Origin of the sequence: Photorhabdus hainanensis, from assembly GCF_018448965.1 — a bacterium.
Classification (GTDB): Bacteria; Pseudomonadota; Gammaproteobacteria; order Enterobacterales; family Enterobacteriaceae; genus Photorhabdus; species Photorhabdus akhurstii.
The window spans coordinates 29302-45698 of record NZ_RCWD01000028.1 but is presented as its reverse complement, the minus strand read 5'-3'; the positions used below and the strand labels follow the sequence as shown (position 1 = coordinate 45698).

Genomic DNA, 16397 nt, shown 5'->3' with positions numbered 1-16397 from the left:
AAAAAGCGCACAATAAAACTTTAAAATTAAAAAATACCTAAACTGATGTATAGACAAATAATTTCAAATAAAACCAAGATTCCAAAACAATATTTAACCCAGAAAACTTCTTTCTTTCATATAAGATATAACGTTTCGCTAATTATGATCAATTATTTATTTTTTCTTTATTAAAATACCAAAAATATATTTTCACTAATAACATTAATTCTATATATATAATATATTATTTATATAATAACTATTTGAAATAATTAATATCGATTCTATTTAATGTAAAACTGCCACCTATCCTGACGTTAAAAAAATGCCCAGTTCACATTTGACTGGGCATTAAAGTTGTACATATGACACCTTAGTTAATCTGATAATAATGACCGCTATAGCTCAGATACCACAAATTACGAACTTGGAAGCTTGCAAGATATAGAAACAATCGTACAGTATGTTGTACGATCAATGGGTGTTTCGTTGTATTTTTCAGGTTATTTCTTGGCATAGGTAGGATAAATGAAAGAGTTAACTTACTCAGAAGCAAAAAAAAATCTTTCTAAAACGATGATAAATGCTGTGAACGATTATAGCCCAGTGATTATCACTCGTGAAAATGGCGAAAATCGCGTACTTATGTCATTAACTGATTTCGAATCTTTGCAAGAAACAGCTTATTTGATGAGATCGCCAACCAACGCGAATCGCCTTATGGAATCTATCTCTCAATTAAGAACCAACAAAGGGAAGGACAAGGAATTGGATTTAAGCTGATGAACCAGCTCAACTTATTGATGTTCAGTACAGAGCCGGGAAAACTCCCGGCTCTGACTGTTAACGAGGTTTTGGATAAAACGGTACGTTATCAACAATCCGATCTTATCCAGTAAGCTATTGATACTCGACCATCATATAATTCACTCTCTCAGGCGCCGATTTATCCATGATTCATTTTACCTTTTACTGCTGTGGCAAACGGTTTACCACCATCTAACGCAGTGTAGTGGAGATGAATCTGAATATCTTTCAACTGCGATGTGTAGAGGTTGGGAACCAAGACATCAATCACAGACTGATCGGGGAATTCCAATGTCCAGGTTGAAACGGCTCCTGTTCCTTCGAAAGGCAGATAGCGATCATCATCAAACATCAGGGTGCATAGCCAGTTCTCTTTAGCGACACCACCATCATCTTTTTCATTTAAGGAAGAGAGGGCAATTTGCTGTTGAGCGCGCAGATTCTTCACAATATTTTTATCGCTTCCGCTATTTCTGGTTGGGTCATAAAGCCAGGTTACCCCATCAATATCGGTATTGGTTAAAGTGAAACTGCTGGTTTGTGTCAGGATGGCGCTAATCTCCGTCGGTAATGCAGGGTAAGGGCTGGATATGTTTAGTGATATCGAAACGGAAATGCGCTTAATCTGGCGTAGATAATGTCCGGGATAATTCGTGTCGAACAGTTTAGAATCCAGCGTAAAACTCACCGCCTTTTTATTAATGATTTGAGTTTTCAACCCATTGTCTGACAGCAATTTACTGAGCGAGATGGTTTTATTGATATTCAAACGGCGTTCATTGCGTTGTAACCAAGCGCTTTCCATTTGTAATAGATCAAGCTGCAAAGATTCCCCTGCCAGCAAACCCTGGTAAGAATCATTCCACGCCGAGGTTTTGATAAAACCTTGCCGCTGATAATCCCCGACTTCATACCGCCAGCTTCTTTCCGCCATCAAACACATGGAAAGTACCGCATCATAAGCTGGCGCATACAGTGCTGCGAGACGCCCCATCAACCACTTATAGGTTGGGACAACCAGAAAGCCGGATGTTATAAACTCATACAGCTCACGGGCAGCGGATTGTTGCGCCTGAGCTTCTTGCAGGGCGGTTTGAGAGCTTTTGATAAGCAATTCCTGCTCTTTTAATTGCATCTCAATGATATTGATTTCACTTTGGGCTTGTTTGTACTCAATTTCCCATTCTTGACGACGGCGTTGATATTCTGCTCCGTCTTGCAACCTGTCGGCAGTACTGCTTAATGCGTCAGAAAGAAGGTCAGCAACGATGGCTGCATTTCTGATCGACGCTTCGTACCTAGATCCCCCAACTGCCATACCATAAATATTGGGTACGGTTTCCAGTACCGCGCTGGCGGTAAGGAAAGGCGCAGCCGTCATTTTGTATATTCCTGATGCCACTTTCACGCCGAGGGCTGCTATCTCCAAAGCAGAAAGGTTTTCTTCATATAGCGCGTGATAATGTTGGTAGCGCTCCTCTGCCATTTTTTTGCTGACTTCCAGTGTGGCTTTCCCCATTTGCGCAAGTTGCAAGGCTTGTTGTTGCAGTTCTACTGTAAAAGCAGATAACCGGAGCGCTTGCGATTGTACCAGCACGTCCTTTTCGGCATCAACTTCAGTTTCCATGATATGAAGTAACCGATGTCCCATTTCAATTAATTGTTTTACCGCGCTATTTGCGCTTTTTAACATCAATGGGAAGCGATAAGGGGGGATCTGTTGCTGCATATTGCTCAGCCCGCTGGTGAGATAGCCGGCGTTTCTTCGCGTCAAGCTCTCTGCACTCGCGGCACCAGCATAAAGTGGCAACGGTTGTACTTTGCCATCCAGTGTTAGGCCATGACGCAAGTTATAGAGCCGAGTGTTCAACGTTTTTTGAAATTCAATTAGTTTTTCATTGAACGGGGATTTAAATAAATTTTCAGCCGCACGTACCTTGGGTTTCAATTTTGCTTTGACCTTTTCCAAGGTATCCGGACGCCAATGACTGGCATCCAAACCTTCCGGTAATGCGCCGAGTAATTGCAGGGCTTGTTGATAACACAGACCGGCTTCGTTCAGGCTATCTCTGGTCAGTTGTCTGTAGAGGTTATCGCCTTCTTGTATCCACAAATTGATTAAGAAATGGAACAGAGCTTTCTGATAATAGACGGGTTGGTTGTAAGCGATAGTATCAGGATCGGCCGTTCTCATTATTGGAGGAAGATCATTGCCATTTTCGACAATGGCGCGAGAATTCCACATTCGAATATTGTTATAAGGGTCAAACAGGTAATTGATAAACCATCGGCGTGCATCATAAAAACGCTGCTCTTCATAAAGTCGGGAAGAGATTAGGAAAGGAAGATGGAAAAACAGTTCCCAGAAATATTGCCCGTTAGCACCATTAAAATCGACTTTTGTCGGTGAAGTTTCGTTATCTAACGCAGGCTCAAGCAAGGATTGAGTTTCCCATGCCAATACCTTGTCAATGGATTGCGCCGCTCGTGCGACCAGTTGTTTGCCAAATAATGTGTTTAATCTAATGGCGGTAGATTTGAATTTCAGGTTGGTTATATCTAGATATTGAACTTGCTTTTCATTTCTTTTCAACGTAATGGCAGGAATTTTATCACCTTCTTCGATCGTGAGTTCGTATATATTCTCGATAACTTGTAGTTTATTTTCTGATTCAATTAATCCTGCGGCTAAACTAAAAAAATAGGTATTGATATTTGGTTTAAGATTAAAAATGATATCTTGTATTACCGCGTTACCATCTAGTGGTAATTTTTGGCTGGCGTATTGTTCACCTTGTGGGTATGTTCTGAAGACCAGCACAGATGGTAAATATTCCCAACCATCTTGGATTTTGTATATCTCTTTACGTAAGGAAATATTCTCTCCCTCAATGGAGAGTGATAGGTTTTTATCACTGAGATTCCATTGTGTACTGGCCTGAAATGCACCGCTACCGATCCATGAAAAATCGTGGCTTTTGGTAATCTTATTATCTTTCCATTCAGAAGGTAATAACTTGAAAAGTTGTGTTTCATCATAGCTGATAATAAAAACATCCGTTGGCGCATCTCTTCCGGCCCACTCAAAATTAAACGTTTTTATTGCTGTATCACTGGCAGGAATTTGGACTTGCATTTGAATGTTCTTAGTATCGATCACCCAAAAAAGTGCTTCGGAGGGGAACCTGTCAGGGTTTGATGATGCTAATTGATAGCGTTTAACCAATGTGTTTCTGCCAGTTAACAGAAGATTAGTCCCGCCGCTTCCTACTTTGCCCTCTAATTGCAGAAAAGAAGATTTATGCGGTTTAATATAACGATAAATATTCTTCGTTTCCTCCTCGGTTTCTTTTATGGTGAGAAACTTCGCTGTACCTGCATAGTGATGTTGTAATGTGTCTGGATTGCTGAAAAATTTATACCACATCGTAACAAGTGTTTTTTCATTCTCTTGAGTCAGGGACTTCTTATCCAGCAATAATAAGTCGCGCAATTCAAGGTAATAATCTTTGTTTTTCTCCCACTTGCTGCTATCTTTATTTTCGGAGTCATACAATAAAACCCCCATCCATTGGTCTCCGTTCACTTGTAGTTGTACATCCACATCCACCATAGCTATCAATCCAGGTTTATATTTTTCATCTTTCAAATAAAGGTTATCTTTGTCAGGAACGCGCTTATTCTCTTTTGTCGGATATTCACCGTTGGCATCTTTACCATCCAGACGGAGTAATAGATTGGGGGCGCTCCATTCACCATTACTTTGTTTGAAGGTAAATTTCACATTGATAGCGCGATAATTAGTGGGTTTCTGATCTACATCCATCAATGGCGTTGCTTCACGCTCAACCCAGATTGCATATTGGCGGCCAGAAATCACGATTGGCCGAATTGCCAGCATGGTTCCGGATAAAGACAATGTGATTTTTTCCCATTCACTCCACGCCAGTGGGCTAATGACATCGTTGTTATCACGCAGCTTAATATCCAGTGTGCGCCAGTAATACTCTATAGGTTCGACATTACTTTTACCGATAAAGTGATAACTATCGTTTTTGGGGTCAGTACCGTCGATATAGCCGCACATCAATTGCAAATTGCTGATCCGTTCAAATTCGGTCAGATAATGCAGAATGGCTGTTTGGATCATATTGTTATTCAAACGTGATTGACCCAAATCGTTTTCCAGCGTGGTAAAGGCGCTGGTTTTACGCAGCCTGCTGGCGGGGGAGATAAAGTTTTCCGGGAAGTTTCTTTGCCTTTGCCAAGCTTGCCAACGGTTATATTGATTCAGAAAGTTCTCCCAGAACTGGGTTCGTTCATCACTGATGATTTGTCCCTCATAGCCGGTTTCCATCCGGGAAAAGAGACGAAACAGATAACGTTGTAAGCTGGCAATGCAAAAAGCCACTCTACTGGTATCGACTTCTTTAGCCACCAATATATCGGTCAGGAAATAGTTTGAAAGATCTTCAACGGTCGTGATATCCGATGAAGCATCGCTGGAAGGCGCCCAGCGCTGTAGCAGATATTCGACCATCGAATCACGCCAGCGTTCATTGAGTGAACCGCCTAGCTTGGATTGTACTTCGGAAGAGGTGGCGGCAAACAAGGCGCTGCTGACTTGATACCAATGATCATAGCTGGATGCTGTGGTCAGTTTGGCGATATCCAGTAATGGCTGGGCAGATACTTGACTCTTTTCGGCCAGTGCTTTTAGACGCATGACGGTACTAACGTCAACGACATTCTGTGCCACCTTCAGATTAAAATCGCTGGTTACCCGCAGAACCTCTTTACTTGACCAGCCAATTAATTCGGCCAGATTTGTGGCTGCCTGTTCAGCACTCCAAACTTTGGCGTCAGACGGTTGTTGCCCAATTTGACCGACTTGATACAGATAGTAGATCACATCAACTTCTGTTTTATTGGCGGGTAATAAATTCAGCCAATCACTATAACGGCTCAGGCGATGGAGAAACGTCAAATCAAGGGGGCGAAGTTGGTTATCTTTCTGGAGATTGAACCCGGCAGGGTAATTCACTAATGCTATAACGCTTGTATCTTTCAGCTTGAATAGCTTGCAAATCTCAGTATAACGGTTGAGATCGTACCATGTGCTCAGCGCTTGCTCTGTTTGTTGTTGAGAGCCGGAACGGCGCGCCAATGCAATGGTATTACTCAGAAAGTCAGCGTTGCTGTTCCCCGTCCATCGCAATAGTGGCAGCGCAAGTGAATCCTCAATATCAAAGACATGGGCGATGGCATTAACTATCAGATCCTGTTGGGCAATAAAGGCGTTGCCTATCAAGGTCGTTAACTTTTGTGTCCAGGTATCCCCTTGTTGTTGCCATTTATCATCTTGCACTAATTTTTTAAGAATTTCGCTGACTTTGCCGCTTAAGGCTTTTTGATCATCGTTTGAAACGACTTGAACCAAAACAACACCTAATTCTCCTATCAGTTGATTAAGCTCATTCATCCACTGGATCGGCGTCTTCTTCGCCTGAAAGTCTTGCATGACAGCGCCAATTTTAGCTTCACTCAGCAGCGCATCGCTAGCATCAGGGATAACAGTTCTGACTTTGTTAATCCAATCAATATTCTCAATATCAACCGTCACATTGCCGTCAGATCGATAAGGGGTGAGTAACGTGTTCAGCAACAGGGGAGATAAATTATGGCGCTGAATCCACTGTGCCGCATTCATGACCGCGATAAGTACATCAAGGATATCAATGGCCTTGGCATCTTGCGCCAATGTTGGAATACCCGCTAGCTGTTGCAGATAATTGTTATTATCACGGCTCAATATGACGAGTAGCCCCAAACCCTCTTTAATTGACATGCGTAACTGACAAGGCAATGCTACCAAGCGATACAGGGCGGAAACGACATTCAGTGAACACTGGGGTTTCTTCAACCCCTGAACATACATCACGAGCGTTAGCAGAATTTGGCATGTTTCATCATCAATATTCAGACCTTTGCATAGCTGATTAACGATTAAAGCATCAGGGCCTTCGGTCGCCATTGGGTCAAATTCACGATTATCCAGCACAAGCACAGAGGAAGAGGATGCCTGTTTTGACAGTCCTTGCGCATTGAAAATCCTGTCAAAGAAGGAGAGTTGATCGCCGAGAGCATAAGGCGTTATCTGGCCGATAAAAACAGCAAACTGCTCTGCGGTTATGTTGTACTCTTGCCGGAAATGCAGGAAGACGCCCAATGTGCGGATAGTTGCTTCTGTGATAACAAAACCGGTCTGTTTTTCTGCTTGTCGTGCGGTTGCCAGTAACAGATCCAGTTGCTCATAAGAGAGTTTCAGTGCTTTTTGCAGATGCAGGAAACGTTGGATACGGTCAAAGTTATCAGTACTGACGTCTGAGATTAGGATAACGCTTTTGGCGGTGTCTTTATTCTCGAATTTTTCCAGATAGAGAGCGGGAGCTTGGCCCGCATTGATATAGGAAGCGGCATAGTTAGCACCGGAAGGAAACCGTTTATCCACATTGTCGGGTTTGATGACATTCGCGGAATAAGTGACGGTACTGTATATCTCGTCTTCTTCCTCTTTTGATATGCCATTAACGGCAAACAGGCGTTCAGCTTCTTGGGAACTTAGCCCGGTTTGTTGAGTAAACACCGTGAGGCGAGACAAAGAGAGCGCCGCCTCGGCTGCATCGCCTTTGAGACCGTAGTAGTTATCGAAGAAATCTTTTTGGCTGCTTTGTGATGTTTCCAACAGCAAAGCTTGCAGTTTGGGCGCCAAGGTACTGCTAACCATCATGGCCGTTTGCAGCGAATCCACACTCAAATTGTCATCTATAAAATTGGGGTATTTTCTGTCGGCTTGTTGAATAAGATCCAGTAATGCGATCTGCTTTTCGGCCAGTACGGTTATCGTTTGCTGGAGTGGAAAATGAAATGGCAACGAAAGTGGGTAATAAATATCGGCCAGCGAACCCGTCAAAGGTTGGTCGTTATTAAGATATGTTTTGATTTTTTCGGCAAGAATTTCAACAACAAGGGGTAATGATTGACTGGTTTGATTGAGATTTGTGCCATCAAGCAGTAATTTTTCAATATCTGGCCGTCGTTGGCTAAGAAGCCGGGCACTCTTTTTATCGGCATCTTCTTCAAACAAGCAGGACTGTTGATACAGATCGACCAAATAAGCCAAAGGGCCATCGTTGGCTTCAGGTAAACCGGGAAAACAATAGAGATCTTGGTTATCGTTAAATAGCGTTTTATAGCTAATTCGTGATTCTATTTTATTTGCCATAAGTAATTACCTTTTTAATAGAAAATAGGAGTATTCATCAAACATCATGATGCTTAGATGTTTGATGAATAGAATTACACTATGGCCTATCACGGTGAATCATCCAGCCTAAAATATATTTCTGCTTTAATCGTTTTTAAAAAATCATTTCATTTCAACTCACCCTATATATCTCAATTAAATTAAATTTAGATTTTATATATCCAATTTACACAAAAATTAAAACTACTCTCAATCATCATATAGATAATTAATCTATTCAATAAATTAATACTAAACTAGTAATGCAACCAATTAATAAACACAATGGAATTAATTAAAAGATAATAAAAAAATCACCTTGCTACAATAGTTATCCAATAAAATATTTATACTATTTTCAATTTCAAAAAAAATAATTAAAATTTCACACAATACCTTTCATACCAGAAGAATGCCAGATTCACCACTTTTCCACTACGCTTTAAGTTGACATAGGATGGAAAGAATAGCAGCATCGCAGCACTCCTGTGGTTGCCATATTATTAGCCTCTCAGTTTACTTATCAATTTTCGGTAATGGCCCCAATTTCACACCTTCTGGGTAATATTTCCAGCCATCACGAATACGGATGTTTTCATCCCAAGGCAATTTATATTCACCGTTTGCCAAATCGCGCACCCAAGTCAAATAATTAGCTCTCTCTCCGCCAGGTTTACCAACATAACCTCGGCAACCGAGATTAAAAATACTGTTCTCAAGCGCCCAATTCTCACGAGCCTTATCCGCCAGACGCGGGAACAGTTCAGCGGTAACAATTTCCCACGGATTACGTTGGCCTTGCTGGATAACGTTACCGTCATAATTACAAATCGTACCTTCACCGAAATAATAAAAAACTTCATCGTAACCTGCCAGATTAACCGATACGGTATACATTAAGTTCTGCCAGGCATTAGTGCGATTAGTCCAGATCCATTGATCGTTGACTTGGGTAGAATAACCAGAAATACGGATAAAAACGTTACAACCTTTATAGGCTGCTTCACGCGCCAACTCAGGAAACATACCATCATGACAAATACACACCGCCAGCTTCGCACCTTTAGGCCCCTCACAAACCGGCATACCCAAATTACCCGGCATCCAAGGCTCAATCGGCACCCAAGGCTGCAATTTTCGGTAATGCAATGCAATCTCACCATTATTGTTAATAATAATTGCAGAGTTATAAGGTGGCTGAGACGGATCTTCATTACGTTCCATGACTGAAAACACGCCCCAAATATCATTGCGGATACAAGCCTGGCGAAAACAATCCACTTCTGGACTGTCCAGCGATAACAACATTTCATCGTAAGTCCAGATCTTGGTATTTAATCCCTGAGCGGAATATTCAGGAAATACAATAAAATCCAAGTCAGGATAACCGGCTTTAGTTGAATCGATTGTTTTACAAATCTGCCGCACTTGAACCTGAATATCTTCAGGCCCCTTAATAATAGGAACAGGATATTGAATAGCGGCAATTAATAACGCTTCATCCCACGCACTGACACTTCCGGTACTGCCCATAAAGACCTCTGAATGAATAGTAATTATTAGAATTGAATGACAAGTTTCATCGTTATGCAGACAAAGAGAGCGTTATCTTTACCCGTCGTTAAGCGATTTCACTAATGCATAATAGCGTCTCTTTTATTCACAAAAATGCGATCTGTAACATTAAATAAAAAAATTAATAACTTTGTAGTAAAGAGTACTGTTATTAATATTAGGGTTAATTTGTCCTGAATCACTTTACAAAATAGTCGAGCACTTTGAAGGAACTCAATCCGGTTTGAGTGATCTTAGGAGTTATCAAAAGATCCCAAACTACCTGTTTGGCCTTTGCCTCATATTGACCATCAACAATCAGTTAGTAGGACTCAGATTCACTGCATTTGAGTGTAACAGCTAATAATGCAAGTTCGTAAAAGCTAGTAATTCAATATCGTAATAGCTAATATTGCATTCCCGTATTAGCTAATACTTGAACATCTGCTGGAAGAAAGACATGGCAAAAACTGGAAACGAAAGGTTGGCAGAAGCGCTGAGAGCTGCAAGCGATGTGGCCGTGGGCAACGTGCTGAGTTCTAAGTCAATCACTGATAAACAACGCACACTTCTGGTCAATAAAGGCTATTTCAAGCAAATCATCAGGGGATGGTATCTCCTGGATGCAGATCTCACGACTGAAAAAGCGGGTGATTCAGTACTTTGGTATGAATCCATCTGGTCTTTCGTTGGGCAGTACGTCGAAAGTATCTTCGGAGATGATTACTGGCTAAGTCCCGAATCCTCTCTTGATTTACATACAGCAAACAATGCTTTACCAAACCAGATAATTGTCTACACCTCAGACACGACGCCTCGCACACTTAACCTACCTAACAACATGAGTATGGTGATCATCAAGGGAAGGGTTCCCTGTAAGACTGTCAGAGTAAACGGTATAAATGTTCATTCGTTAGAAAGCGCACTCGTTGAAACTGGCCCACAAACTTTCAGAGCCAACCCTATAAGCATTCAGCTAGCGCTCAGGAATGCTGATCTGAGTCTGCTTTCAGAAGCAGTACTGACAACCAAGAATGTTGCCTCAGGAAACAGATTAATTGGCGCCTATCAGCAGCTAAAGATGAGAGCCGAAAGCCGGAAACTACAAACCATCATGGAAGGAGCCGGTTTTGAAGGTATTAAGCAGGTTAACCCATTTGACCATATTCCGATGATAGTAGGCGGTAGTCGGGGAGAATCCCCAAGCGCAGTTCGTGTGAGGCTCTTGTGGCAGGAGATAAGACAAGAAGTCGTCGAGGTATTTGATGACTTTCCACCACCTTTTGACTTCTTTGAGCGCTCAATCGAAAAAACACACGCCATGATGAGCAGCCTCTACATAAGCGATGCCTACAACTCACTATCCATCGAGGGTTACAAGGTTACGCCAGAATTAATCGAGCGTCTGTCTAAAGGCGACTGGTCGCCGGATACCATCCAAAGGGACAAGGAGCAGAAGGACGCAATGGCTGCCAGAGGCTATTACGATGCCTTCAACAAGGTGAAAGAGCTACTGCGTGAGGCACATGAAGATAAGGAAGGCTTGGACATCCACTACCTGATTGACGTTGGCTTGACTGACTGGTTCACTGCGCTGTTCAATCCCTGTGTAGATGCCGGAATTATCAACAGACTGGATTTGGCGGGATTTCGCAAAGGACCAATCTATATCCGCACTTCAATGCATGTACCGCCCTCCAGCGAGCAATTGATGGACTGTATGGAAGCACTGAAAGAGTTGATCGCTAATGAGAAGTACTTTGTGGTAAAGGCTATCTTGGGACATCTTTTTCTGGGTTACATTCATCCGTTTCCCGATGGTAATGGCCGCACCGCCAGATTCTTAATGAATTTCTTGCTGGTAATCGGAGGATACCCTTGGACGGTAATTAAACTCAAAAATAGAACTCAGTATCTATCAGCGTTAGAATCAGCTTCGGTAGGAAAGAATGTGAAGCCATTTGCGGAGTTCATAAGGCAATCTATGCAAGAAGTAGAACACAATATCGCAATATGAACTAAAATCGGGGCTGACAGGCCCCTTAGCAAAAACCGCCGTAAACCGGCAGTCACGAAGCAATCCCGCAAATATGCCTGGCTCAATGAGAAAGAATCTTTCGATGATTAAGTATCTACGCGATATTAATATCGTGATTTTCGCGATAAAAAACGCCATGAATTCATTACAATAAAATCAATTAAACGTTTTAATTAACTCTATTTAATAACAAAATCCTAAATTTAACATTAAAATAGTGATGATGAATTAATAAAAGCATTAACAAATAAAACTCAGAAATAGTTTCTGAATAAAAGCTATTTACGATTTTGTATAATCGCTCTTCTATTTAAAGGTGACGGTTTACGTAGTCACCAAATTCAATCATAAAACGATTCATTGCCATATGCCAATCATGCAGCGGCATTGTCCAGTTTCTCCCCAGCTACAGCTGATTTTGACATAACATTCATTCCTAGATTTCAGCGAAAGTCTCTATTGCCTGCCAGACCGCTTCTTCCGCGACAGCTTGATAACCCTGTTTCAAGTCCTTCATAATGGCTTTTGAGTGTGGTGGTCCACTAAATCAAGAATAGATCACCAACCTTGCTTACCCGTTCGTTAAGAAAAACCGCCAACTTTAATGATAACAACCACAAAAATGCTTATTACTATCAATAAGTTAAACGAATTTCATACGTCACAACATGATTTGATTAATAAAAAACTTTACATTCCTATTCGTATAATGTATCAATAATTAAGATGGAATTGGACAAATAGTGATAAGAATCATAATTTTTTAATAAATAAAAGACAACATCCGCCGCTTTTATTTCCTGCTTATTTATCCCATTCCAAATTGTCACAATATAGATCTAAAGAACAATATGATCAGTTATTGGCATACCATGTTGTTGTGTAATACTTTAGCTCTTTCAATTGACATTATATGCAATGGAATAAGGAAAATCGCTATGTTGGCATCAAATTTATTTAATGGTTACATTGGCTCCAACCTATGTTACCACCTTGAAAAAGAAGGTGTATTTGAATTATTCGGAAGCAACTCTTCATTCGATAAGTCCATTCTGAAAGAAAAAATTTTTAACAACCGAAAAATAATTGAATCCCTTATTTCATTCTCAACAAAATTTGGTTTTTTTGTTGATTCTGACGATGGGAAAATTAGCCTGACTCCATTAGGAATGGACATGAGGAAGAATGTTGGATTTTTCACTTGGTCTATAGGTGGCTATGGGAATTTCATGCGAAACTTTACAGACATCAAAGATGAGAAAAATAATTCATTATATAGACTGATTGATGGAGCTAACGTAGCGTTAGGATCTCGGCAAGCAAATCGTGAATATATGTGGAACACAATAATTAAGGAATTAAAAAGACTAAATATAAATAAAATAGTAGATTTAGGTTGTGGTGCAGCCGGAGCTTTAATAGACATTTGTAAGATTTTTAACACAGTAACCGGCTTAGGTATTGATATAAGCCACAAAGCTGTTGAAGCTGCTGAAATTAATATAAAAAATAATTCTATGGATGACAGAATTTATGTGGTTAATCAGAACGTAATGGAAGTTACCAATGATGCTTCATTAATAGCCACATTCGAAACTGTTGATACAGTAATCTCCTTCATGATGCTGCATGATTTATTTAATATCGAAGATCCTGTAGACGTTCTTCGAACATTACAAAAGACCTTCCCAAAAGCAAAAAGATTTCTGCTGGCAGATACCTTTATGTCAGATGAAAATACAATCACCAAAGAAACTCCCATATTTACTTATGGTTTTGAATTTGTGCATCACTTTATGAATATAAGGATTTACAAGAAAGAAGAGTATATAGATTTCTTCTCAAAAGCTGGTTTTGAAATTGAAAAAATTCAATATTTGAATGTTCCTAATACTTACCTTTTCACTCTGAAGTGAGGCTTATATGGATTTTTATAATTTCACGCAGGACCTACCCATAATGAAATCTGTCGTAGGTCATGAGAACAAGGTTCCCTTCTTTATAACTAAAGAAATGTTTAGGGGTATACCTTTCGAGCTTGCAGGCGGCGATATATCAGAGTTAGTGAATAAACCTGTTGCCGCATTACATAAACATGAAGTTGATGAAATATATTTCCTAATTTCTCCCGAGCCAAACGAAGCTGTCATTGATGTAACAATAAATGGAGAAACAAAGACATATTCCTCTCCTAGTGTTATTCATGTACCCGCTGGAATAGAGCATCAATTCATTACAAGAAAGGCTAGTAAGGGATGTTACTGCTTTGGCATATTATATGGCTCCCAGGAGGCTTAAAATGAATAAAAATATGGATTTCAACACCAGTGATACCCATATATCTCATCGACTACATTTGAACGAAAGTGATAGCAATAACTTGCTTAATCTTAAGCATATTTTTTTAAATGAATTTAAAAAGATTAGTATCTATCCAGATCCAGGCAATACAGATCTAAAAAACAAAATATCCTATCACTGTAAAGTTTCACCTGATATGGTGGTTTTAGGAAATGGTATAGATGAAATAATTCTTCTCTTAAGTTTAACTTTTTTAAAAAACAAAAAGACTATATTGACTAGTGAGGCCACATTTCCCGGTTATGAGACATCAGCAAAAATTGTCGGGGGAAATGTTATATACGTTCCTTTAAATGATATGAGGTGCAGTATTGCTAATTATCATAAAAATATTACTAGCGATGTTATTCTTGCTTATTTATGCAACCCTCACAATCCGACTGGAAGTATAGTAAGCCTAGATGAAGTTATCAATTTCATTAAGGTAATGAATGATAAAAGAGTTATTCCCATCATTGATGAGGCTTATATTCAATTTTCTGATGAAAATAAGAACTCTATTCTAAAATATATAGCGAATGGTGGAAGGGCTATTGTGTTGCGGACTTTCTCCAAAGCATATGGCCTTGCTGGATTACGGGTGGGTTTTGCGGTAGGCCCTAAAGATTTAATTCATGCTGTCTCCTTAACTGCTCTCGCCTTGCCATTTAGAATAAACCGTTTCGCTCAAAGGATGGCTTCTGAAGTCCTTGCCAGTGATATTTTATCCATCAATGTAAGAATAGTGAGAAAGTTAATATCCACTATTGAATTATTATTTAGTCAGTCTGAGGTGACATATATACCATCCTCTACTAACTTTATATGTTTTAAACCCCCTATGGGAAATACTAATTTTCTTATAAAGGCAGAAAAATTTGGGGTCATGGTTCGTGATTGTGGTCTTTTTGGACTCCCAGGTTGGGTAAGAGCGTCAGTAAGCAATAAAAAAGATGTCGATTGCCTTTTATTTTTATTAGATATTACTTCTTGTGAAAAAACCAATCTGGTGATGTGAATGAATAGCAGAATTAACTTCAAACCATATCAGCAAGTTTTAATTACTGCTTTCCCTTTTATTTTGCTTATGCTTTCACAAAGCTTAAATAGCATTATTGACATGTTCATTGTGGGTAGGATCGGCATGAATGCCATCGCCGCTGTTGGTCTTTGCGGATTTATTTTCTCGATAATGACCAGTTGTGTAACTGGTATAACTATAAGCGTTCAAACTGTAGTTGGTAAGAGCATTGGCGCTGAAAAAATAAATCAAGGTATTAATGCGCTTCATAGTGCAATATTTGTTGCTATAGTTTTAGGTATATTAATCGTAGGTTTAGGTTTTTTTATCCCAAAATTCATAACATTGTTTATTCATGATGAAGTTTTAGCTTCTGACTGTATAACTTACCTTCAAGCTCTAGTGTTAGGTGCTCCAGCTATAGGGATTGTCAGGGCTTTTCGGGGTTACTATGGCGGGATCGGTGAGAATAAAATGAGTGTATTAATAATCTTCTCCACTTATTTTTTTAATTTCTTAATAGGTTTTACACTCGTTTCCTTAGGGTATGGAATCAGAGGTGCTGGATTGGGAACATGTTGTGCTTTTTACATAGGTGCCTGCTTGTTTTACTTCAGTGGATATTTTATAGATTCTAAATATCGTTTTTTTAAAGTTACTAAAATTTTTGAACAAATCGGTGTGATATCAAAACTTTCTTTCTATGCAGGTATACAGCAACTCTTCTTTTCGGGTGGGTTTGCAGTTATGTTCATTATTGCTAGCCAAATGAATTCTTCTGCTTTGGCAGTGATAACAGTTCTCAATAATCTTATGTTGCTAAGTATCACACCATTAATCGGAATGGGAATGGCCTCTGCGGTTTATGTGAGTCGATCTCTTGGAGCAAATAAATATAAGGATGCTAAATCGTGGGGTAATATTGCGGTAAAGTTAGGTTTTGGAATATTCATTATTCAACTCTTCATTTTGATAAATCCACATTACATTATGGGTTTATTCATAAAAGATAATTTTATAGTAAATAATTATATAGGATTGTTTAAAATAACGATATTATTTGTTTTTTCTGAGGTTTTTGCTCAAATATTAAAATTCTCTATGTTTGGAGCAGGTTTCAACCGGCAGTTGACAATGGTTACAGTGCCATTGCAATGGTTTTTTTTCATACCGTTAGCTATTTATCTTTGTCTTTTCAAAAATCATGGCATTGAAACACTATGGTTTTCATTTCTCGTGTATCGTTTAATTGAATCAATATTCATGCTGATTATTTGGTTAAAAGAAAGTTGGGTTCCGGCTAAGTTAGATAATACTTTTCCTGAATCCACTGACTGCTAAGGTGCGTA

Annotated in this window: 8 protein-coding genes; 6 read left to right on the top strand and 2 right to left on the bottom strand. The window is 39.6% G+C overall.

Annotation, left to right across the window (positions count from 1 at the left end; genetic code table 11):
* The first annotated feature begins 510 nt into the window (after positions 1 to 510).
* Positions 511 to 765 (top strand): type II toxin-antitoxin system prevent-host-death family antitoxin, encoded by a 255-nt coding sequence (locus EAE92_RS16395; protein WP_214068861.1) that lies wholly within the window; start codon positions 511 to 513, stop codon positions 763 to 765.
* 163 nt (positions 766 to 928) lie between these two features.
* Here EAE92_RS16395 and EAE92_RS16390 read toward each other — a convergent pair whose 3' ends face one another.
* Both EAE92_RS16390 and EAE92_RS16385 read right to left on the bottom strand, forming a co-directional pair.
* On the bottom strand, positions 929 to 8074 hold the full coding sequence (locus EAE92_RS16390) for a Tc toxin subunit A-related protein (RefSeq protein ID WP_214068860.1): 7146 nt from the start codon (positions 8072 to 8074) through the stop codon (positions 929 to 931).
* 537 nt (positions 8075 to 8611) lie between these two features.
* A complete protein-coding gene (locus tag EAE92_RS16385; RefSeq protein WP_214068859.1) occupies positions 8612 to 9628 on the bottom strand; it encodes a formamidase in 1017 nt (338 codons plus the stop codon).
* A gap of 481 nt (positions 9629 to 10109) precedes the next feature.
* On the opposite strand from EAE92_RS16385, the gene EAE92_RS16380 reads away from it, so the two are divergent.
* From EAE92_RS16380 to EAE92_RS16360, 5 genes are all read left to right on the top strand, one after another.
* Positions 10110 to 11666: a Fic family protein gene (locus EAE92_RS16380; protein WP_214068858.1), complete on the top strand. Its 1557-nt coding sequence runs from the start codon at positions 10110 to 10112 to the stop codon at positions 11664 to 11666.
* Between the two features lie 959 nt (positions 11667 to 12625).
* Positions 12626 to 13603 (top strand): class I SAM-dependent methyltransferase, encoded by a 978-nt coding sequence (locus tag EAE92_RS16375; protein WP_214068857.1) that lies wholly within the window; start codon positions 12626 to 12628, stop codon positions 13601 to 13603.
* Between the two features lie 43 nt (positions 13604 to 13646).
* Entirely contained in the window at positions 13647 to 13985 is a 339-nt protein-coding gene (locus tag EAE92_RS16370) for a cupin domain-containing protein (RefSeq protein WP_214068856.1), read from the top strand.
* Position 13986: 1 nt separating this feature from the next.
* The gene (locus EAE92_RS16365) at positions 13987 to 15045 is read left to right on the top strand and encodes a pyridoxal phosphate-dependent aminotransferase (protein ID WP_214068855.1); all 1059 of its coding nucleotides are present in this window, start codon (positions 13987 to 13989) and stop codon (positions 15043 to 15045) included.
* Positions 15046 to 16389 carry an MATE family efflux transporter gene (locus EAE92_RS16360; RefSeq protein ID WP_214068854.1) on the top strand — a complete coding sequence of 448 codons (1344 nt, stop codon included), beginning with the start codon at positions 15046 to 15048 and terminating at the stop codon, positions 16387 to 16389.
* Positions 16390 to 16397 lie beyond the last annotated feature (8 nt).